The organism is Commensalibacter oyaizuii (assembly GCF_029953265.1).
In the GTDB taxonomy this organism is placed as follows: domain Bacteria; phylum Pseudomonadota; class Alphaproteobacteria; order Acetobacterales; family Acetobacteraceae; genus Commensalibacter; species Commensalibacter oyaizuii.
In genome coordinates this window covers 1599363-1619035 of sequence record NZ_JASBAO010000001.1, presented here as the reverse complement: position 1 = coordinate 1619035, position 19673 = coordinate 1599363, and the positions used below count along the sequence as shown (strand labels likewise).

Sequence of the window (19673 nt, the reverse complement as noted above, 5' to 3'; positions counted from 1 at the left end):
GCCCTTATCAAATTCTCGTTATTACATGGTTTTAAAGATATCAAAGCTTTGAAGGGGCGAAGATTTATAATACCCCCTGTGGTTTTGTGCAACTATACAATAAATAGGAAATGCGGCTACGTATATCGTATGACAGTACGGATCGATTTTCCTTCATGCATTAACTCGAATGCTTTATTGATGTCTTCTAGGGGGAGCTCATGGGTAATAAAATCTTCTAATTGGAATTGGCCTTGTAAATAGTCATTAACAATACCAGGTAATTGTGATCGTCCTTTTACCCCACCAAAAGCAGATCCTCGCCACACTCGACCAGTAACAAGTTGAAATGGACGTGTAGAGATCTCTTGCCCCGCCCCTGCTACGCCAATAATAACGGATTCCCCCCAGCCTTTGTGACAACATTCAAGGGCAGATCGCATGACTTTGACATTACCAATACATTCAAATGAATAATCAACACCGCCGTCGGTCATATTAATGATAACAGTTTGAATAGGATCTTGATAATCATGGGGGTTAATACAATCAGTTGCCCCTAGCTTTTTGGCAAGTTCGAATTTTTGTGGGTTAATATCGATGGCTATAATTTTATTGGCCCCTGCATTTTTTGCGCCCATTATTACGGATAATCCAATGCCACCCAACCCAAATACGGCTATATTATCTCCAGGTTGAACGTTGGCTGTGTTGGTAACAGCACCCATACCTGTTGTAATTCCACATCCTAGCAAGCATACCTTTTCCAAAGGGGCCTCTTTGTTAATTTTAGCAACTGCAATCTCAGGAACCACCGTATATTCAGAAAAAGTAGAGGTTCCCATATAGTGGTAGATAGGTTGGCCATTTTTAAAAAAACGGGTGGTACCATCAGGCATTAATCCCTGACCCTGGGTAGTGCGTATGGCCTGACATAGATTTGTTTTTCCAGATAGACAATATTTACAACTGCCACATTCTGGGGTGTATAGGGGGATGACATGATCGTCGACTTTGACGCTAGTAACCCCCTCACCCACAGCTTGAACGATCCCTGCCCCTTCGTGACCTAGTATCGTGGGAAAAATACCTTCAGGATCCGCACCTGATAATGTATAGGCATCGGTGTGACATACGCCTGTTGCAACGATACGAATTAAAACTTCGCCTTTTTGTGGGGGCATTAAATCAACCTCTTCTACTGTTAAAGGTTGATTGGCTTTCCAAGCCACAGCAGCACGTGTTTTAATAAAATCCATAGTACAGATCCTTTAAATATTTCGACTATTTTATCTTTCCTTATAATTAATCATTATAAGGAGGTGAATAGATAGAATTTAAAAGTTTTTGGATTATGAATATGCTCGTATCGTACGATTTGGTTTGATTATACTGAAAGTGACCAAGGAAATAATACAAAATGCGGAGATGCTGGCAACAGCGGCCAATGCAATGCCATAGTTATGGTGATAATGGTCGGCGATATTGATCTGTATGGTCGAATTCATCGAGGCCAACAAATTTCCAAATTGATAAAATAAACTAGGTAGAATGGTACGTGCGTGGGGTGGGGTTAATTCAGTCAAATAAATAGGAACAACCCCCCATGCACCTTGTACCATAAATTGTATTATAAACGCCCCTATTCCTAAGACCATAGACCGCTGGAAAAGGCCCATAATGGTACAAAAAGAATGGCGCCAACGCACGCAATAATAATGCTTTGTGGACGGCCAATTTTTTCAGACAAGTAACCAAAAAATAATCCGCCCATAATGGATGAAATATTATAAGCAATTGCTATCGCGCTGACATAGAAAGGTGAGAAATGATGCTGCTCTTTTAAAAAAAGTGGATAAACATCCCCCGTGCCGTGGCTGAAAAAATTGAAACAAGCCATCAAAATAATGGCATATATGCAAATATTCCAATTGCTGCGAATAATAGGCATAATTGCAATGGTTGTTTTTTGTGCTGATTTATTTTTTAACCAAGTCGATGATTCTTCAACAAAGAAGTAAATAAATACAACCAGCAAAATCGGAAACGTGCCAATGATGAAAAGATATTGCCATCCAAGGCTATTAAAGAACAGCGCATAAATAACCGATGCGGTAAGATATCCCAAGGGGTATCCTGCTTGAAATAAACCCGAAACAAACCCCTTGGCATGTGAAGGTATTGTTTCAAAAGCAAGTGAAGAGGCCACCCCCCAAATACCACCCATTGCAACACCATAGATACATCGTATAAGAATAAATATGGATAATGTTGGGGCGAAAGCCGACAGAGCACTTAGAATGGAAAATGTTGCAACATTGGCCATTAACACAGGTTTTCTTCCGTATTTTTCTGCCATTTTTCCAATGAAAACTGCACCAATAGGCCGCATCGCCAAAGTCAGAAATATCGCGATAGAGACATCAGCATTAGAAGCATGAAAACTATCAGCAATATTGTCGATAACAAAGATCAGTAAAAAGAAATCAAATGCGTCTAATCCCCAACTACTGACAGCAGCAAAAACGGTATTTCTTCGATTCGCAGACCATTTTTTCATGATGGTATACTTTTCTTAAAAATTGGCAGTGGAACAAATAAGCTACGGGAATAAGCTTATTGCTTCAAATCACAAGGCGGATAGGTAAATGATTACGAACACCAAGAAATAAGGGTTTATCGAGGTATATTGATATTTAAATCAATTTTATAACTTTAACGTGACAATAACCTTGCATCATAAAGCTTGTTGAGACGGTTTTTCTTTCACTACAATATCTTTATATCCCAATATAAGGAGAGGTATGATGAGACTTCACAACAAAACAATCTTGGTTACAGGTGCTGCTCAGGGCATTGGTCGTGGTATTGCTTTACGTTTGGCTCAAGAGGGTGCGAATATCGCTTTGGTAGATATTAAAAAGGATGGGGTAAATCAGGTCGCCAAGGAGATCGAAGCATTAGGCCGTAAGGCCGTTGCAATTACAGCCGATATCAGTAATCGTGACGAAGTATTTGCTGCTGTCGATCATGCAGAAAAAACTTTGGGTGGGTTTGATACCATCATCAATAATGCAGGTATCGCGCAAGTTCAGTTTCTGGCTGACGTAACCCCAGAAATTGTGGATCGTATTTTCAAAATTAACGTGAATGGGGTGCTGTGGGGTATTCAGGCTGCAGCTGCTAAATTCAAGCATCGCAAACAAAAAGGAAAAATTATTAATGCAGCTTCTATCGCTGGTCACGATGCGATGGTTATGTTGGGTATTTATTCAGCAACCAAATTTGCGGTACGTGCTTTAACACAAGTGGCAGCCAAGGAATACGCACACGATGGGATTACGGTGAATGCCTATTGTCCTGGGATTGTTGGAACCGATATGTGGGTTGAGATTGATGAAGGGTTTTCCAAGGTTACGGGTAAACCAAAAGGGGAAACATATAAGAAATATGTTGAAGATATTGCCCTTGGACGTGCCCAAACCCCTGATGACGTGGCTGCATTGGTTGCGTTTTTGGCCAGCGAAGATTCTGATTATATAACAGGTCAGTCAATTATTACTGATGGGGGAATCGTTTATCGCTAGGGCTAGTTTTTAACAGATAGATATTTTAAGTAAAAAGATCATCAATAACATCTATCTGTTATCGTCTTGGGTATGATATTGTGGAATTTGCTGGTACAAATGAAGTAAATTTTGCATATTCCATTTGGAAAGTGATGGGCTATATTGAACATTTATTAATCAACAATATTTAATACGAGTATATGTTGATTGGCATAAAGGAGAGAGAAAGCACCATGTTTAATACCGAAAAACAAGACGGCGTTGTTGAAAATCCCGATACCGAAACACAAGGGTATGTGTTTAACCACACAATGCTAAGGGTAAAAGACCCCAAGCGATCCCTAGCGTTCTATACGGGGGTTTTAGGTATGCGTCTTTTGCGCCGTTTAGATTTTGCTGAAATGAAATTTTCATTATATTTTCTGGTAAAGACAGCCGATGAGAATATTCCCGAAGACACAAAAGAACGTCAAATCTACGCTTTTAGTCGCGAGGGTGTTTTAGAGTTTACCCATAATTGGGGAACAGAAAACGATGACACGCAGTATCATAGTGGTAATTCTGAACCCAAAGGATTTGGACATTTGTGTTTCTCTGTGCCAGATATTCGTAAGGCCTGTGCCCGATTTGAAAAGCTAGGGGTAGAATTCCAAAAAAAACTGGATTCAGGCTCTATGAAAGATATAGCTTTTATCAAGGATCCTGATGGCTACTGGATAGAAATTGTTCAGGCGGATCTAAATGGGGATATGGGTCGCTGATAAATAAGGTTATTGATTTTAAGTCGTCATTGAAAAGACAGGTAAAGTCCTGTCTTTTTTATATCCAGGATATAAAGTTAATTTTGTATTGAAAACAACCGGCTTTGTAATAATCTATGGGTTTACTGGAAAAAATAATTATAATATTGGATACAGTAAATAGAAAAGTAACTTTATGACAAATTTGAAATCAGTATTAATTACTGGGGCCTCTTCTGGTATTGGTAAAGCCATTGCATTATCTTTAGCACGTCCAAATATTCGTTTGTATTTGTGTGGTAGAAATTCTGGTGCTTTAACACGGGTTGCAACACAATGTATCAGCCGTGGGGCATCTGTGCAAACCAAGCTTTTGGATGTTCGTGATCAAGAGGCTATGGAACAATGGATACAATCTGTTGGGCAATTGGATTTGGTTTTGGCCTGTGCTGGCGTTTCTGCAAGCACAGTGAATAAAAGCTGTCCCCAACAGTTACCAGAGTCTTCTGTTGTAACGCGTCAGTTAATGAAAACAAATATCGATGGTGTGCTGAACACAGTATTACCTGCAATAGAGGTGATGAAAAGGCAAGAAAAAAAAGCAGATGGATCGCGTGGCAGAATAGCAGCCATTGCTTCGATTGCGGGTTTTGTGAATTCAGTATGGGCGCCATCTTATTGCGCTTCTAAAGCGGCGGTTGATCGATTTATGGTGTCTGGTGGTGGTGCATGGCAATCGCACGGTATTTATTTGACCAGTGTATGTTGTGGATTTGTTCGTACGCCTTTGACAGATTTAAATGATTTTTCAATGCCGGGGATTATGGATCCTGATATTGCTGCAAAAAAAATTATAAAGGGGATAATGTCAAATAAAAGAAGGATAATATTTCCGTTATGGATGGCATGGATCGCCCGTATAACTGATTTATTACCTATTTATTTATTGGAAAAATTTTATTTGCGTTATTCAAAGGAAAAAGATCATAAAAGGTTCTAAGCGTTTAAAGAACTCTGTTTTGATAAGATATAAGGTTATTTTTAAATTATGAAAATGTCTGCTGATGATAAATCTCTTCACAAACCACGTTTTTGTGAGGGGTCAATCATGCGGCATGTTATTGTGATGGCTGGAACGGGTACGGTTGGATTAATGGCCGTATTTATTGTTGATTTTTTAAATCTTTTTTACATATCTACATTAGGCGATCCTCAATTTACTGCAGCAATAGGTTTTGTAAATTCCATTGGTTTTTTACAAATCGCAATTTGTATTGGCATGTCCATTGGTACGGTGGTCATTACAGCACGCTTGATTGGGGCGCGTCAGCATGAAAAAGCAGGGCGGATGGTGACCTCTTTTTTAATGTTCATGACGGTTATAATGGTAATTTTGGGTGGGGTGATGGCCTTATTTCGTCGCCCAATATTATACCATCTAGGAGCCAGAGGGGTAGAACTAGAACAAGCCTGCCATTTTGTAAGTATCGTATCTCCGTTTGTATTTTTGATTGCTTTGGGGATGGTTTTTTCGGGTTTGCTGCGTGCTGTTGGTGACGCGAAACGATCTATGAACGTTACGGTTATCGGGGCTTTGGTTGCTGCTTTTTTGGATCCATTATTTATTTTATGGTTTAATATGGGACTCGAGGGGGCGGCAATTAGTACGGTTTGTTCACGTTTGGCCGTTGCAGTTTCTGGATTTTACTGCTTGCGGTCTTATAAGTTAATTATAAAGCCTGAATGGTCTACGATTTTGAAAGATTCTTATCGGGTATTAACTATCTCTTTTCCTGCAATTTTAACAAATTTAGCTACTCCTGTCGGGGGATTGTTTGTTGTTCGTACAATGTCGAGCTTTGGCAGCAATGCAATGTCTGGTCAAACAGCCATAGATCGTATTGTCCCTTTGGCTTTTGCGTTCGTGTTTGCGCTGACGGGGTCTGTTGGTCCCATCATTTCACAAAATCTTGGTGGTGGATTTCGTGACCGAATGCATGAAACATTAATGGTTTCGTTAAAACTTGTATTCTTATGCGTTTTGGTTGCTTGGATCTTTTTCTTCTGCACAGAAAATTGGGTGGTTAAATTGTTCTCTTTACATGCAGAAGGAGCGGATTTAATGCGAATCTTTTGTCGTTGGGTTATTTTAGGAAATTTATTTTTAGGGATGTTATTTGTGGCCAACACTGCATTTAATAACTTAGGCTATCCTTTGCTATCAACAGCATTTAATTGGGGGCGGGCTACTTTGGGAACCATTCCATTTGTTTGGATTGGGGCGGCTTATGGCCCCAAGGGTGTATTAATAGGGCAGACTATTGGTGTGATGCCTTTTGGGTGCGTGGCAGTCATATGTGCATTTATGGTTATCAAAAGGATTAAATTGGAACATCCTTTTCAGAAATAATTATTTATTAACGGTTGATTGTTGATAGGCAAGCATATTTTCTTTGTGATGTCTGTTCCATTTTTTTACAATTGGAATCAGAACCATCAAGATTATTACGGCAAGAACAGCAATAATAAACAGATTTAAAAATAAATGTTGATATAGTAACAACGTTTTATCAGCACTAAGATCATTGATATGAGCAGGAGCAGCAATATTGGCAATTTTGCTGCCGATATAAAGGGATATGCCCGAAGCCATAAAATATGATCCCGTCATGAAACCGTTCATTGAAGACGGAACGTAACGCGCAATAACTGCCAGCCCCAGACCACTGGTTAGCAATTCCCCAAAAGAGAGGAAAAAATATCCCCAAATCATAACCCAAGATGAAAGTTGATTGGTCTGCGCACGTAAACACATAACCCACCAAATTAAAAAAGCAACCGCAACAAAGATAAAACCACTGATAAATTTAGTAGCTATTGAAAAATCTTTGTTTCGTTTATTTAAATATGTATATAATAACGTCAGTAAAGGGCTTAGAATCATAATCCAAATTGGATTCAAAGCCTGAAATTGTCCAGCCGACCAATTAAAAAGGTGATAGGGCCCAATGTAGAAAGCTGGATCAATATTGCGTTCTGCAAATAATGTTAAAGATGTTGACATCTGTTGGTAAAAGATAAAAAATATCATGCCTTCTAAGGTCAGGATATACATGATTTTTAATCCGAACTTATAATGTTGATCAATGTTTAGATACATATTGATCCATAAAACAATTACAATGATGGCAGCACCGACAATGCACCATTGGGCAACAAATGGTGATGTTAAAATGCCTGTAATTCCTAAAATAGACCCTAATATCCCCAAAAAGATCAAACTGGAAATAGACCAAGTAAGTGGGGATCGATCTTTTTGAGGAATATAAGGTTGCAGGCGTTTTTGCGTAATATAATAATTACCAATACCCAGTGTTAATCCAAAACAGCATGCTAAAAAAGCTGCACCCCACCCGTAATGATCCTTTAAAATAGGGCACAACAGCATCGAAACAGTCGATCCAACATTAACGGCCATGTAATAAAGGGTAAACGCAACGTCAAGTTTGCTATCTTCATTATCATAGATCCGCCTTACCAATGTTGCTGCATTGGGCTTAAATAATCCATTACCTACACTGATGATGGCCATGGTGACAAAAATACCACTGGTATAATAGGTTGCTGCAGATAATAATAAGTAACCAATGGCCAATATAATGCTGCCACATAACATAGCACGACGATTACCAATGACTTTATCCCCAATCCATCCCCCCAGCGCAGGGGCTGCATAGGTCATCGCTGCAAACGCACCAATTAGAAGATTGGCATCATTATCTCCAAACCGCATATGTTTGCTGAGGAACAGGACTAGAATACTTTGCATACCATAATATCCAAAACGTTCCCAAAGTTCGATAAACAAGACAACGAAAAAAGCTTTGTTTTTAGGATTGGATAAAGCAGATATAGTCACGGTTTCTTCCCGATGAATAAAATAAATGGTTGGAATATATTTATAGAACGATTTGTAGATGACAGATAGTTAGGACAAATATATATAGCCATCTCGTAAGAATAGATTATTATAGTAAGAATATCGTGTTTTAAATTGTTTTTTAGTTTTATTATTATGTCGTCATATTATACTCGTAAAAATTCGTTTCGCTTTGCACTATGTATGCTGATTGGAATAGGTACTGGATCGGGATACAGTATTGCAAAAGGAACCAAGGATATGCACCACACCGTTGTTAATCCTGCTTCGGCACATTTGGTTGTTGGGGCAGATGTTATGGATTTGTCGGTTTTACCCAAAGTCAAAGGCAATGTTGCTCAATATTTACCAACACCATATGGAAATTTGGGTGGTTTGCTGTTAACGGACGGTACTCAGGTTATCTTTTCTACAATGTTTGGCGAAGCCATCAAAACGTTGGTGCGCCCAGGACAAGATATTACCATTCGGGGATTAAAAGCACATTCCTTACCTTTGGTACAAGCATTTTTAATTGAAAATCAACGAGGGAAAAAAATACAAGAGGACAGTCCAGAAGCAGGATTTTCCCCTGTACCAACCACAGGTCCAGATTTGTATGTAAACGGTCGTATTGAACGTTTGTTACATAACTTACAAGGACAAATTATGGGGATGACTTTAAAAGATGGAACTGTGATTTATATTGTTCCTTCTGATTTAAAAAAATTATCGTTTGAGTTAGCCGCTGGAAAAACTATTTATGCCAGAGGGATGGGCAGTGTTAGTGCTTTGGGCAAAGCATTGCAGGCTAGGTTGCTAGGAAATTCAGAAACAAACATGGTTGAATTGTCGCAATTTAATGCCCCCCCCTTTGGTGCCCCTGCGGGTAGCCCTGCATATGATTACATTCCCCAATAAGTGTGATAATTTTTTATTTACGAGGTAAAATTATTGGCACATGTGTTTGATTTGCGTGACATGGGCTGTTTTTATTCAATATTGATATAGTTTTACCTTTGTTCTTTTTTATGAGCATATTATGATTAAAATGTTTTTAATAGATTGTTATAATTGTCACTAAATAACGTGTAATTTTTATTTGTTTTTTTTTAAAGTAGTTGCTGATTTGCAAAAGAAAAGCATTAGCTATTACAAAATGTAAAAAAAATATTGCCTTTCTTGTACAAATAGGTTTTTTTACCAAACTAGTTAGCCTTGTATTTTTTATCAAAGGATACAGGCTGTGTCTTTGGAAAGTTAAATGAAAAAGAAAGAGCCCGATCAATTTGATAAAAAATTACGAAATTTCGAATCACGACTGAATGTTTCGAAAAAACAACATCATCTTCATATGTCAGAGGATGATAATGAGTTATGGAGGTTTGTATTAAGAGCTGGGGTTGAGTTATTTTCGGCCTTTCTGGTTGGAATTATTATTGGTTATGGATTGGATTATTGGTTATCAACCCGTCCATTATTTATGATTATATTTTCAATATTAGGAATGAGTGCGGGTGTGCTTAATGTCTGGCGTATTGTCAAACCTAGTGATATAAGTTCAAAATGATATTGTTTCTTCAAAAGGATTCGATTTAGTGGTGGGAGAAAAATAGTGGCCGGTCACAAGATAGACGCACTCGGTCAATTTGAGTTACATCCAGTTTTTGGGGCGTTGGGTGAATCGATCAAGTTCACTCAGTCAGAATTAATGATGGTTGTAGCTGCTGTAATTGTGCCTGTGGCTATTTATTTTGGTATGCGCCATAAAGCTATTGTACCTGGTCGTTATCAGGCTGCAACGGAAATGTGCTATGAATTTGTGCATGGTATGGCCATTGGCACAATGGGAACCAAAGGAAAAGGTTTTTTCCCTTTTATATTTACCCTGTTCTTTTTCATCTTAACAGGTAACTATTTGGGGTTATTGCCGTTTTCATTTGCGTTTACGAGTCATATTGTTGTTACAGCGACTTTGGCTTTGATGGTGTTTTTTTTAGCAATCATTGTTTCATTAAAGAATCAAGGGTTGAAGTTTTTTGCGCATTTTATGCCAGCAGGCGCACCAATAGCAATGGCACCGTTGCTTGTTCCTATTGAAATTCTTTCCTATTTATCTAGACCTATTAGTCTATCTATTCGTTTGTTTGCGAATATGGTTGCAGGGCATGTGATGTTGGAAATGTTTGCTGGTTTTACAATTTTGTTGGCCACAGGGTTGGGGTTAGCATTGGGGGGCCCATTAGGGGTTCTTCCTATTGTATTGAATGTGGCTCTAATTGCTCTTGAATTACTGGTTGGTGCGTTGCAGGCATATGTTTTTGCAATTTTAACTTGTATGTATTTACAAGAGGCAATAGAGCATTAATCTTCGTTTTGTTTAACTTTTTTATCTTTACTATAGAGGAAAAAATCAAATGGATCATACACTTCTGATGGCTGCAAAGCAAATCGGTGCTGGTCTCGCTGTTATTGCACTTTCTGGTGTTGGTATTGGTATTGGTAATATCTTTGCAACATTGGTTAGCAGTATTGCTCGTAACCCTGCTTCACGTCCTCATGTTTTTGGACTTGGTATGTTGGGATTTGCTCTCACGGAAGCTGTTGCGCTTTACGCTCTTCTGATCGCCTTCCTTATTCTCTTTATGTAGGAGGTCTTTACGTGAGACGCTTTTCAGCCTGTTATTCCCGTCTGGTGGCGTCTCTCGTGGCTGGGGGGACGTTAAGCTTGTTGCTGGCCCCTGTCATGGCCACGAATGCCAGGGCTGCTGGCATGCCACAGATGGAATTCAATAACCCCCTGGTCATTGCTCAATTTGGTTGGGTTTTGATCATTTTCTTTGCTTTGTTTCTTGCTATTAAATATTTTTCAGTTCCTCAAATCGAAAGCGTGATTGAACATCGTCGTTCTAAACTGGACGAAGATATGCAGTCCGCTAGACAGGCGAAAGCCCAAGCTGATAGAGCTGTAGAAGCGTTAAATAAAACACGTAGCGAAGCAGCAATGCAGTCTCAAGCAAAGATTGACGCGATTATTCAAGATACAAGAGCGGCTGCAACGAAGCAGATGCACGAATTGCAGGCACGTCTCGATCAAGAAACCCGTGAAGCTGAGGCACGTATCTTAAAGGCACGTAACAGTGCGTTAAGTCAAGTAGATCTAATGGCAAAGGATGTCGCCCAAACTTTGGTAAAACAATTGTTAAATGAAGAGGTAGATAACCAAATTGTTAGCAATAAAGTTACCCAAATTTTGACAGCGAAATCGTAAGAGTAGGCAGAGAAAAAATGCATTTGTTACAAGAACCTCATTTTTGGTCTGCGGTTGCTTTTGTTCTATTTTTTATTATCTTTGGAAAAAAAGTATGGCGTCCACTAGCTGCCGCCATGGATAACCGCAGTAATAAAATTAGACAAGATCTTGAAGAAGCAAGTCGTTTACGCCACGAAGCAGAAGCAATATATACTGCAGCTCAAAGAGAGCATGAAGCAGCCAAAGCAGAAGCTGAACGGATGTTGGCAGAATCAAAAGAGGCTGCTGAACGGATTGCTGAAAATGCAAGGAAAGAAGCCGACGCAGCAGCACGCCGTCATGAGGAATTGGTTCGTCTTCGCTTAGCGTCTGCTGAACAGGAAGCTGTTAATACTGTGCGTCGCGAAGCCGCAGATATCGCTGTAAAAGCAGCCTATGAAGTGATTGCTTCGGTATTGACAGAGGAAAAAGATAAGCCATTGATTGACCGTGCAATTTCTGATTTACCTAAGGCAATTGCTAATCATCGTCATGTTGCTTAATTTTTAATATTATCCGTCTCGTTGTTAAAATGACCCATAAACTTTCAATTGTTGTGACTGTTTTAAACGAGGCGGATAATGTTTTGCCCGTTTGCCAAGAAATTGCTGCTGTTTTACCTGACTTACCAGACGCAGAAGTTATTTTTGTTGATGATGGTAGTACAGACGGTACAATGGAACAGCTGTTAGCTGTGAAGAAAACACTCCTCCCTAAACTACTTATTTTATCCCACGATCGGCGTTGTGGGAAATCCCAGGCTTTGGTAACTGCGATCAAAGCAGCAAAAGGCGAGTGGATCGCAACAATGGATGGGGACGGCCAAGATGATCCAAAAGATTTAATTGCCATGTGGGAAAAATCAGAACGTCATTCAGACTCATCAGTTTTGGTGGTTGGGGTACGTTTAAATCGTAATGACAATTTTTCTCGCCGTTTTGCAACGCGTTTTGCCAACGGCTTACGCAGGTTTTTGTTAAAAGATGGGTGCGTTGATACGGGGGCCCCACTAAAAATATTTCGTCGAGATGATTTTATGGCATTGCCTCATTTTGAAGGTGTACATCGTTTTATTCCCGCCTTATTACAGCATCGGGGTGTTCCCTTGTTATGTTACGCTGTGCATCACCGCCAACGTTTAAATGGATTCTCAAAATATACGAATTTAAACCGAGCTTTACTTGGCATCCGTGATTTATTGGGTGTAATGTGGTTATTAAATCGGATTCGCTTACCAAAAAAAATTACCAAATATTGAAGGGATAGAATGACCCTTTTTTCTAATACAGATCAGTCATTTCGTATGAGGGCAAGCCATTATCTGTGGCTTGCCTTATTTGTTTTTATGCTTTTTTTGCCTGGCCGTGCCAGCTTGCCCCCATTGGATCGCGATGAGGCACGTTATATGCAAGCCACATCTCAGATGATAGAAAGCAAGAATTATATTGATGTGAGGTTTCAAGATAAACCGCGTTATTTACAACCTGCTGGTATTTATTGGCTCGAAGCTATCGCTGTAAAAGCGACAAGTAATTTACATGACAAAGCTTTGTGGGCTTATCGTATTCCTTCGTTATTTTCCGCCGTTGGGGCTGTTTTATTGACGGTTTGGATTGGTAGTTTGCTGTTTGATTCCTATGTGGGGTTGTTGGCAGGACTATTCTTGGCTGTTTCGGTATTGCTAATGGCCGAGGGCCGAATGGCAACGATTGACACCACATTATTATTTTTTATTTTGCTTGCCCAAAGCAGTTTGGCCCGCTCATGGTTGGCAAGATTACAAACCCAAAAACTGCCTATTTCAGTAGCATTGATTTATTGGGGGGCTGTTGGATGTGGGCTAATGTTAAAAGGCCCTGTGGTTTTGATACCTACAATGCTTACCCCGATTGTTTTGGCATGGGTGCAAAAGGATAAATCTTGGTGGCAGCACTTGCGTCCTGCTTGGGGCTGGGTATTAACGTTATTTATCGTATTACCGTGGTGTATAGCCATTTGGATTGTAAGCGATGGTCAATTTTTTAGTAATGCCGTTGGTGTCAATTTTTTAGGAAAAGTGGCATCTGGTCAGCAAGCCCACGGATCCCCACCTGGTTTGTATATTTTGATTTTCTTAATTACTTTTTGGCCTGGTTCTTTATTCACGGCATGGTCTTTGCCGTTCATTTGGAAAAATCGCAAGTTAGATTCTATTAAATTTTTGTTGTGTTGGATTATTCCTCATTGGCTTATTTTCGAGGTCATCGCAACTAAATTGCCTCATTATGTTTTACCAACTTATCCCGCGATTGCTATTTTGACTTCTGCCGCATTGTGGGGGATTTCCAAAGATTGGCATGGGCCTGTGTCAAGGTGGGGTAGGGGGTTATTTCACCTTTATCTTGCTTTATGGGTTGTTGTTGGGACTATTTTGGCTGTTGGTGGGATTTGCTGGGCGTATTATATGTCTGGAATATGGTTCTGGGGGGCAATGATTGGGGCGGTAGGTGTTCTGACTTTAATTGCCTATGCAGTATATTGTATTGTCAAAGAGGACAATATTCAACGTGCGTCTGTGATTTCTATTGCTGCATCGTTAGTTGTTTATATTGAATTATTTGTTATTTTGATCCCAGGGCTTAGTTCTGAATGGTTGAGCAATAAAATTGCGAAAACGGTTGAGGTATTGAAACCTTGCGAACAAAGTGTGTTAGCTTCTGCTTCTTATTCTGAACCTAGTTTGGTTTTTTTAGTGGGTAAAGAAACGAAATTAATTAACCCTGAAAAAAGTGCTCAGTTTTTAAAAGATAATGCTGCTTGTGGTTTGGCACTTGTTGATCGAAAAAAAGAAGATAGCTTTAATAAAGCATTAGAAATGAATCATCTTCGGGTGAAAGAGTTGGGTCGTATCCACGGATTGAATTATTCCACAGGAAAAAAATTGGATCTAGGGTTATATAAAGTGGCTCCGTAAAAGAAAGATAAAAAAAGCGCTGTAAAAGCGCTTTTTTTAAAGTGGGTTTTCGTAATTTTTTAAAAGAGTAAAGAACGTAATAAGGGTTTAAGTAAAAAATTAATCAACATTAGTAAGATGGCAGGACTGAAGTCCATCATTCCAACGTTAGGTATTAATTGCCGAATGGCATTTAATGGAGGATCGCAAAGTTGGCTTAAAAGATTATAGATGTTTCCCATAAAGCCGTTATAGATATTGACAACTCCAAAACCATGTAAAAAACTAAAAACGCAATATAGTAATAAAATCAGCGTGTATACATTTAATAATGTATCGATTAGACCGTATAATTGCATCATTATATATTATTTCCCTTATTCATCTTCTTTCCTTTTTTCTTATATAAGCTAATTTTATAAATAGACAATTTTTTCTTAAGAATTTGCTCTAAATTTACTTTTATAACTAAAAAAGAACGATGTTGAGATATCGATTTTTCGTCATAATCTTAACAACTATTTTATTTATGAATTTTTTATATAAGCTTATTGAATTACGACCATAAAATTAGCTTTTTGTTTTGAGTATACAATGATTAATATATTTATTAATATGCTGATTATTAGGCCTATCTTTAGGTTTTACACATCGTTTTTTTTATTTAGTTTCGCTTTTTAATTCGTTTTATAATTGAACACGTTTCAAAAAATGAAATTATTTATTGCTAATTTAAGGTCTATATATGTTATATGGTAAAGTAACTAAGAGTGCACAAGCCTCTTTTGTAGGAATTAAAAAAATAATAACGAAATATATTTATCGGTTTGTAGAAGCATGCTTTTATAAAAGCTTGTAAAAGCAAATAACTACTGTTTTAAAGGAAATAGGGAAGAAAAGTGACAATAACAGATTCTTTCTTTACTAAATGGCACAAGGAGTGTGCTGTATTTCTTGTTTTATTATTGCCACTTACTGCATGTAAAAAACAGAAAGCTACTCAGCCAATACCGAATGCAAATTTTGTAACGGTTCATCCACAAGAGGTGGAATTATTAGTTGAGTTAACAGGACGTATTACCCCCATGCGGGTTTCAGAAGTTCGTCCCCAGGTTAACGGGTACCTTTATAAGCGACTATTTGAAGAAGGTACAGATGTCTTTCAAGGGCAACAATTATATCAAGTTGACCCTAGACCTTATCAAGCAGCATTAAAAAATGCTCAAGGAAAATTAAATAGCGATCTTGCAACATTTAGAGCTCAAACGTTAAAATTAAAACGTTATGCGCCTTTGAAAAATATGGATGCAGTTAGCCGTCAGGATTATGACGACACATTAGCCGCCCAAGAAGCAACAAAAGCTACGATCGAAAGTGATCGCGCCGCAGTCCGCCAAGCCGAATTAGATTTAGAATATACAGGAATCAATGCAACGATTTCAGGGCGGATCAGTCGCTCTATTAAAACGCAAGGTGCATTAATGGCAACTAACCAAGCAAATCCTGTTGCAATTATTACCCAACTTGACCCTGTTTTCGTAGATATTATTGAGCCCACTGTTGAGCAGTTGCGTCTACGCTCTCGTTTAGCAGATGGTAAGTTACAAACTCTGCGGGGATCGGCGCATGTTCCTATCGATTTGATTTTGGAAGATAATACCCGATATCCATTGCAAGCAAATCTATTGTTTACAGAAGTGGTTACAGATCAGGAAACAGGATCTGTTATCCAACGTGCAATTGTTCGTAACCCCGATAAATTATTATTATCTGGAATGTATGTACGTGCAATTATGCATGAGGGAATGCAAACGGCCTTTTTGGTTCCACAAGAAGGAATTATGAGAGCATTAGATAACAAGCCATATCTTTATATTATTAATAAAGACAATGTTATTGAACGCCGTGAGATTGGGTTGGAACGTTTGCAGGAAACTTATTGGGTTGTAACCAAGGGTATTCAAGCCGGTGATCGCGTTTTGGTTAGTAACCCAACATCATACAGTCCTGGTCAAAAAGTAAAAGCAGAAGAAGGGCGCACCCCCGTCGGTGAAGTGCCAATTTAAGTTGTTATATCTGGAATTTTAATATGTCGTTGTCGCGTTTTTTTATCGACAGGCCTATCTTTGCTTGGGTAATTGCTATTCTTATCTCGATGATTGGAATGATTGCAATTATAACATTGCCCATTGCTCAATGGCCTGCCATTGCCCCTCCACCTATTACTTTAAGTTTTACTTATCCAGGTGCAACAGCTGATACAGTTCAAAGAACGATCATTGATCCTGTCAGTCAGAATCTGTATGGTTTGGATAATATGGAATATATGTCAACGGTTGCCAACGCCGATGGTACTGCAACAATTACGTTGACTTTTTCCCAAGGTACGAACCCTGACGTTGCGCAGGTGCAGGTTTTGAACCGTGTGGATGTTGCACGTTCTTTATTACCGTCTACTGTGGCTTTGCAAGGTATTCGTATTTCAAAATCCAATAAAAGTAATATGATGATCTTTGCTATTCAATCTTCAGATAACACCATGAACGAAGGTGCGTTGGGTGATCTGTTGGCAAGTGATGTGCAAAATCCAATTACTCGATTAAACGGATTGGGAGATTATACGCCCTTTTCTTCTGAATATGCGATGCGCGTATGGCTGGATCCTGATAAGTTGCATGATTATCAACTTAATCCAACGGATGTGATGAATGAGATTGCCTCTCAAAACTCTGAGCAGCCTTTGGGTGAATTTGGTAAATTACCAGCATTACCTGATCAACGTTTTGATATTTATACAGGGGGCGTTAGACGTCTTGTAACCCCTGAGGAATTTAAAAATATTGTTATCAAAACACAAACAAATGGTGCTCGTATTCGGTTAAAAGATGTGGCCGAAGTAGGCCTTGGCCCAATGACCTATCAACCTGTTGGTTTGTTAAATAACAGCCCTGTTGCGGCATTTGGTGTAAAATTGGCCCCTGGTGCCAATCAGTTGGCATTGGCAGATGCCATTCATGCCAAAATTAAAGAGCTTTCTAAATATTTTCCACCGAATACAACATATCGTTATCCTTTGGATACGTCTGAATTCGTTATTGAATCAATGGAAGAGGTGGTTGAAACCCTTGTCATTGCGATTATTTTGGTGATCGTGGTTATGTATGTGTTTCTACAGAATTTAAGGGCAACATTTGTTCCGACAATTGCTGTTCCTGTAGTTTTATTAGGAACATTCGCAATATTAGAAATGGCAGGGTTTTCGATCAATACCTTAACCATGTTAGCCATGGTGCTGGCCATTGGGTTATTGGTTGATGATGCTATCGTTGTGGTTGAAAACGTTGAACGTGTGATGGAAGAGGATCATAGCGATCCTAAATCTGCAACCCAAAAATCAATGGATCAAATTAGTGGCGCCCTCGTTGGTATTGCATTGGTATTATCTGTTGTCTTTATTCCTATGGCATTCTTTAGTGGTTCTGCTGGGGTGGTTTATCGTCAATTTTCGATTAGTATTGTCGCTGCGATGGGGTTATCTGTTGTAGTTGCATTGATTTTTACCCCTGCACTATGTGCAACGATCCTAAAGGCTAAAGAAAAAGGTGAAAAACATGGCTGGTTTTTCACTAAATTTAACTCTGGCTTTGAAAAAATGGTCAATGGATACATCAAAGGGGTGAAGGGTATGATTCATCATACTCGGATTACCATGATCGTATATGTTGGATTGACTGCGGGTGCATTAGCTATTTTCCATGCGCTGCCAGAAGGGTTTTTGCCAGATGAAGATCAAGGGGTTGTTTTCACACAGGCTTCGTTAAGCCCTGGTGCATCAGCTGCTATGACAGCAGGTGTAAATAAAAAAATCACAGATTATTTCATTAATAAAGAAAAGAAATATGTAGATTTCGCATTTACCGCTGTTGGATTTAACTTTGGTGGGCAGGCACAAAGTGCTTCTTTTGGTGTTGCCCGTTTAAAAGACTTTCATCTACGTACAGGGAATCCAGAAGCGTCTGCGCAAGCGATTGCAACAAGAGCGATGAGGGCGTTATCCGCGGTTCCTGGTGCTAATATTTTGGCATTTATTCCCCCTCCAGTTATGGATTTAGGGTCTGCGACTGGGTTTGACTTTGAATTACAAAATCGTGGGCATTTAGATGATGTTGCTTTTGCAAAAGCAAGGGATCAATTGTTAAAAAAAGCTAGGGCAGATCATCGTTTGGTTGCTGTACGTGCTAATGGGCTTCCTGATGCTCAACAGTATTATTTCAATATTGATCGAGACAAAGCTCATACCCAAGGGGTTAGCATTGATGATATTAACCAGACATTATCGATTGCTTTAGGGTCCTCTGATGCAGGTTTGTTCAATCTTAGAGGCCGTGTTAAGCATGTTTTCGTGCAGGGTGAAATTAAATCCCGTATGGCCCCTGATGATTTACGTCGTTGGTTTGTTCGTAACAATAATGGTAATATGGTGCCTTTAACCGCTTTTGTCAGTGGTGAATGGAAAATGACCTCTCAAAAGGTTGAGACTTATAACGGTTATCCTTCTTATGAAATCATGGGACAGGGGGCACCAGGTATTAGTACTGGTACTGCAATGAAGATTATTGAAGGTTACGCTGATGAATTAGGCAAGGGGATTGGCTATGAATGGACAGGAATGTCGTTTGAGCAAGTTAAATCCTCAGGGCAAGCAGGTAAACTTTACGCTGTGTCTATATTAGCGGTCTTTTTATCTTTGGCTGCGTTGTATGAAAGCTGGGCTATTCCGTTTGCTGTGCTCTTAGTTGCGCCTTTGGGTATTATTGGGGCCGCAGCAGCAACCTATCTGCGTGGGATTGATAATGACATCTATTTTCAAGTTGGGTTGTTAACGACGGTTGGATTGGCTGCGAAAAACGCGATTTTGATTGTTGAATTTGCCAAAGAGCATTTTGATGCTGGTAAAACACTAGAAGAATCCGCAGTTTTAGCAGCAAGGGAACGTATTCGTCCGATTTTAATGACGTCTTTGGCGTTTGTTATTGGGGTTGTTCCTTTGGCAATTGCGAAAGGGGCTGGTGCAGCCAGCCATGTAGCCATTGGTACCAGTGTTGTTGGTGGGGTGATTACGGCAACGTTGTTGGCACTATATTTCGTGCCGGTTTTCTTTATCGTTGTATTGAATTTATTTAAAGTCAAACCACACCCACTTAATCAAAATACTGTAGCGACCAACCAGGAACGGGAATAA

At 39.2% G+C, this 19673-nt stretch carries 19 protein-coding genes; 14 read left to right on the top strand and 5 right to left on the bottom strand.

All coding sequences use genetic code 11. From position 1 onward, the window contains the following. Positions 1-116: 116 nt before the first annotated feature. The 3 genes from QJV27_RS07255 to QJV27_RS07245 form a co-directional block, all read right to left on the bottom strand. Entirely contained in the window at positions 117-1229 is a 1113-nt protein-coding gene (locus QJV27_RS07255) for an S-(hydroxymethyl)glutathione dehydrogenase/class III alcohol dehydrogenase (RefSeq protein ID WP_281448999.1), read from the bottom strand. Positions 1230-1331: 102 nt separating this feature from the next. After that, positions 1332-1601 (bottom strand): MFS transporter, encoded by a 270-nt coding sequence (locus QJV27_RS07250; protein ID WP_281448263.1) that lies wholly within the window; start codon positions 1599-1601, stop codon positions 1332-1334. A 26-nt stretch (positions 1602-1627) separates the two neighbouring features. Further along, positions 1628-2539, bottom strand: a complete 912-nt coding sequence (locus QJV27_RS07245) for an MFS transporter (protein WP_281448262.1) — start codon at positions 2537-2539, stop codon at positions 1628-1630. Positions 2540-2786: 247 nt separating this feature from the next. Here QJV27_RS07245 and QJV27_RS07240 point away from each other — a divergent pair, with 247 nt between their 5' ends. The 4 genes from QJV27_RS07240 (at position 2787) to QJV27_RS07225 (ending at position 6698) form a co-directional block, all read left to right on the top strand. Beyond that, positions 2787-3566 carry an acetoin reductase gene (locus QJV27_RS07240; RefSeq protein ID WP_281448998.1) on the top strand — a complete coding sequence of 260 codons (780 nt, stop codon included), beginning with the start codon at positions 2787-2789 and terminating at the stop codon, positions 3564-3566. 215 nt (positions 3567-3781) lie between these two features. Continuing rightward, complete coding sequence (gene gloA, locus QJV27_RS07235) at positions 3782-4309, top strand: lactoylglutathione lyase (protein WP_281448261.1); 528 nt, start codon at positions 3782-3784, stop codon at positions 4307-4309. Between the two features lie 175 nt (positions 4310-4484). Beyond that, positions 4485-5288: an SDR family NAD(P)-dependent oxidoreductase gene (locus QJV27_RS07230; protein ID WP_281448260.1), complete on the top strand. Its 804-nt coding sequence runs from the start codon at positions 4485-4487 to the stop codon at positions 5286-5288. A 48-nt stretch (positions 5289-5336) separates the two neighbouring features. Then, positions 5337-6698 (top strand): MATE family efflux transporter, encoded by a 1362-nt coding sequence (locus QJV27_RS07225; protein WP_281448259.1) that lies wholly within the window; start codon positions 5337-5339, stop codon positions 6696-6698. Here QJV27_RS07225 and QJV27_RS07220 read toward each other — a convergent pair whose 3' ends face one another. Further along, entirely contained in the window at positions 6699-8207 is a 1509-nt protein-coding gene (locus QJV27_RS07220; protein ID WP_281448258.1) for a peptide MFS transporter, read from the bottom strand. Positions 8208-8363: 156 nt separating this feature from the next. Between QJV27_RS07220 and QJV27_RS07215 the strand changes: the two genes are divergently transcribed. The 8 genes from QJV27_RS07215 (at position 8364) to QJV27_RS07180 (ending at position 14452) form a co-directional block, all read left to right on the top strand. Then, positions 8364-9128 (top strand): hypothetical protein, encoded by a 765-nt coding sequence (locus tag QJV27_RS07215; RefSeq protein ID WP_281448257.1) that lies wholly within the window; start codon positions 8364-8366, stop codon positions 9126-9128. A gap of 343 nt (positions 9129-9471) precedes the next feature. Continuing rightward, complete coding sequence (locus tag QJV27_RS07210) at positions 9472-9777, top strand: AtpZ/AtpI family protein (RefSeq protein ID WP_281448256.1); 306 nt, start codon at positions 9472-9474, stop codon at positions 9775-9777. A gap of 42 nt (positions 9778-9819) precedes the next feature. After that, complete coding sequence (locus QJV27_RS07205) at positions 9820-10575, top strand: F0F1 ATP synthase subunit A (protein WP_281448997.1); 756 nt, start codon at positions 9820-9822, stop codon at positions 10573-10575. 49 nt (positions 10576-10624) lie between these two features. Beyond that, entirely contained in the window at positions 10625-10858 is a 234-nt protein-coding gene (locus QJV27_RS07200) for an ATP synthase subunit C family protein (RefSeq protein ID WP_408869622.1), read from the top strand. Between the two features lie 11 nt (positions 10859-10869). Continuing rightward, positions 10870-11478, top strand: a complete 609-nt coding sequence (locus QJV27_RS07195; protein ID WP_281448255.1) for a F0F1 ATP synthase subunit B family protein — start codon at positions 10870-10872, stop codon at positions 11476-11478. Between the two features lie 17 nt (positions 11479-11495). Beyond that, the gene (gene atpF / locus QJV27_RS07190; RefSeq protein WP_281448254.1) at positions 11496-12002 is read left to right on the top strand and encodes a F0F1 ATP synthase subunit B; all 507 of its coding nucleotides are present in this window, start codon (positions 11496-11498) and stop codon (positions 12000-12002) included. A gap of 29 nt (positions 12003-12031) precedes the next feature. Next, entirely contained in the window at positions 12032-12757 is a 726-nt protein-coding gene (locus QJV27_RS07185) for a glycosyltransferase family 2 protein (protein ID WP_281448253.1), read from the top strand. 9 nt (positions 12758-12766) lie between these two features. Continuing rightward, entirely contained in the window at positions 12767-14452 is a 1686-nt protein-coding gene (locus QJV27_RS07180) for an ArnT family glycosyltransferase (protein ID WP_281448252.1), read from the top strand. A 59-nt stretch (positions 14453-14511) separates the two neighbouring features. Here QJV27_RS07180 and QJV27_RS07175 read toward each other — a convergent pair whose 3' ends face one another. Then, a complete protein-coding gene (locus tag QJV27_RS07175; protein ID WP_281448251.1) occupies positions 14512-14793 on the bottom strand; it encodes a YggT family protein in 282 nt (93 codons plus the stop codon). A 537-nt stretch (positions 14794-15330) separates the two neighbouring features. Between QJV27_RS07175 and QJV27_RS07170 the strand changes: the two genes are divergently transcribed. Together QJV27_RS07170 and QJV27_RS07165 are read left to right on the top strand one after the other, a co-directional pair. Continuing rightward, positions 15331-16497 carry an efflux RND transporter periplasmic adaptor subunit gene (locus tag QJV27_RS07170; RefSeq protein ID WP_281448250.1) on the top strand — a complete coding sequence of 389 codons (1167 nt, stop codon included), beginning with the start codon at positions 15331-15333 and terminating at the stop codon, positions 16495-16497. Positions 16498-16520: 23 nt separating this feature from the next. Next, positions 16521-19673, top strand: coding sequence for an efflux RND transporter permease subunit (locus QJV27_RS07165; protein ID WP_281448249.1), 3153 nt, complete (start codon positions 16521-16523; stop codon positions 19671-19673).

What these genes read in the sequence shown, in the direction of transcription:
- QJV27_RS07250 (WP_281448263.1), bottom strand. Translation starts at nt 1,601, where the DNA reads ATGGTACAAGGTGCATGGGGGGTTGTTCCTATTTATTTGACTGAATTA.
- QJV27_RS07245 (WP_281448262.1), bottom strand. Translation starts at nt 2,539, where the DNA reads ATGAAAAAATGGTCTGCGAATCGAAGAAATACCGTTTTTGCTGCTGTC.
- QJV27_RS07240 (WP_281448998.1), top strand. Translation starts at nt 2,787, where the DNA reads ATGAGACTTCACAACAAAACAATCTTGGTTACAGGTGCTGCTCAGGGC.
- gloA (WP_281448261.1), top strand. Translation starts at nt 3,782, where the DNA reads ATGTTTAATACCGAAAAACAAGACGGCGTTGTTGAAAATCCCGATACC.
- QJV27_RS07230 (WP_281448260.1), top strand. Translation starts at nt 4,485, where the DNA reads ATGACAAATTTGAAATCAGTATTAATTACTGGGGCCTCTTCTGGTATT.
- QJV27_RS07225 (WP_281448259.1), top strand. Translation starts at nt 5,337, where the DNA reads ATGAAAATGTCTGCTGATGATAAATCTCTTCACAAACCACGTTTTTGT.
- QJV27_RS07215 (WP_281448257.1), top strand. Translation starts at nt 8,364, where the DNA reads ATGTCGTCATATTATACTCGTAAAAATTCGTTTCGCTTTGCACTATGT.
- QJV27_RS07210 (WP_281448256.1), top strand. Translation starts at nt 9,472, where the DNA reads ATGAAAAAGAAAGAGCCCGATCAATTTGATAAAAAATTACGAAATTTC.
- QJV27_RS07200 (WP_408869622.1), top strand. Translation starts at nt 10,625, where the DNA reads ATGGATCATACACTTCTGATGGCTGCAAAGCAAATCGGTGCTGGTCTC.
- atpF (WP_281448254.1), top strand. Translation starts at nt 11,496, where the DNA reads ATGCATTTGTTACAAGAACCTCATTTTTGGTCTGCGGTTGCTTTTGTT.
- QJV27_RS07185 (WP_281448253.1), top strand. Translation starts at nt 12,032, where the DNA reads ATGACCCATAAACTTTCAATTGTTGTGACTGTTTTAAACGAGGCGGAT.
- QJV27_RS07180 (WP_281448252.1), top strand. Translation starts at nt 12,767, where the DNA reads ATGACCCTTTTTTCTAATACAGATCAGTCATTTCGTATGAGGGCAAGC.
- QJV27_RS07175 (WP_281448251.1), bottom strand. Translation starts at nt 14,793, where the DNA reads ATGATGCAATTATACGGTCTAATCGATACATTATTAAATGTATACACG.
- QJV27_RS07165 (WP_281448249.1), top strand. Translation starts at nt 16,521, where the DNA reads ATGTCGTTGTCGCGTTTTTTTATCGACAGGCCTATCTTTGCTTGGGTA.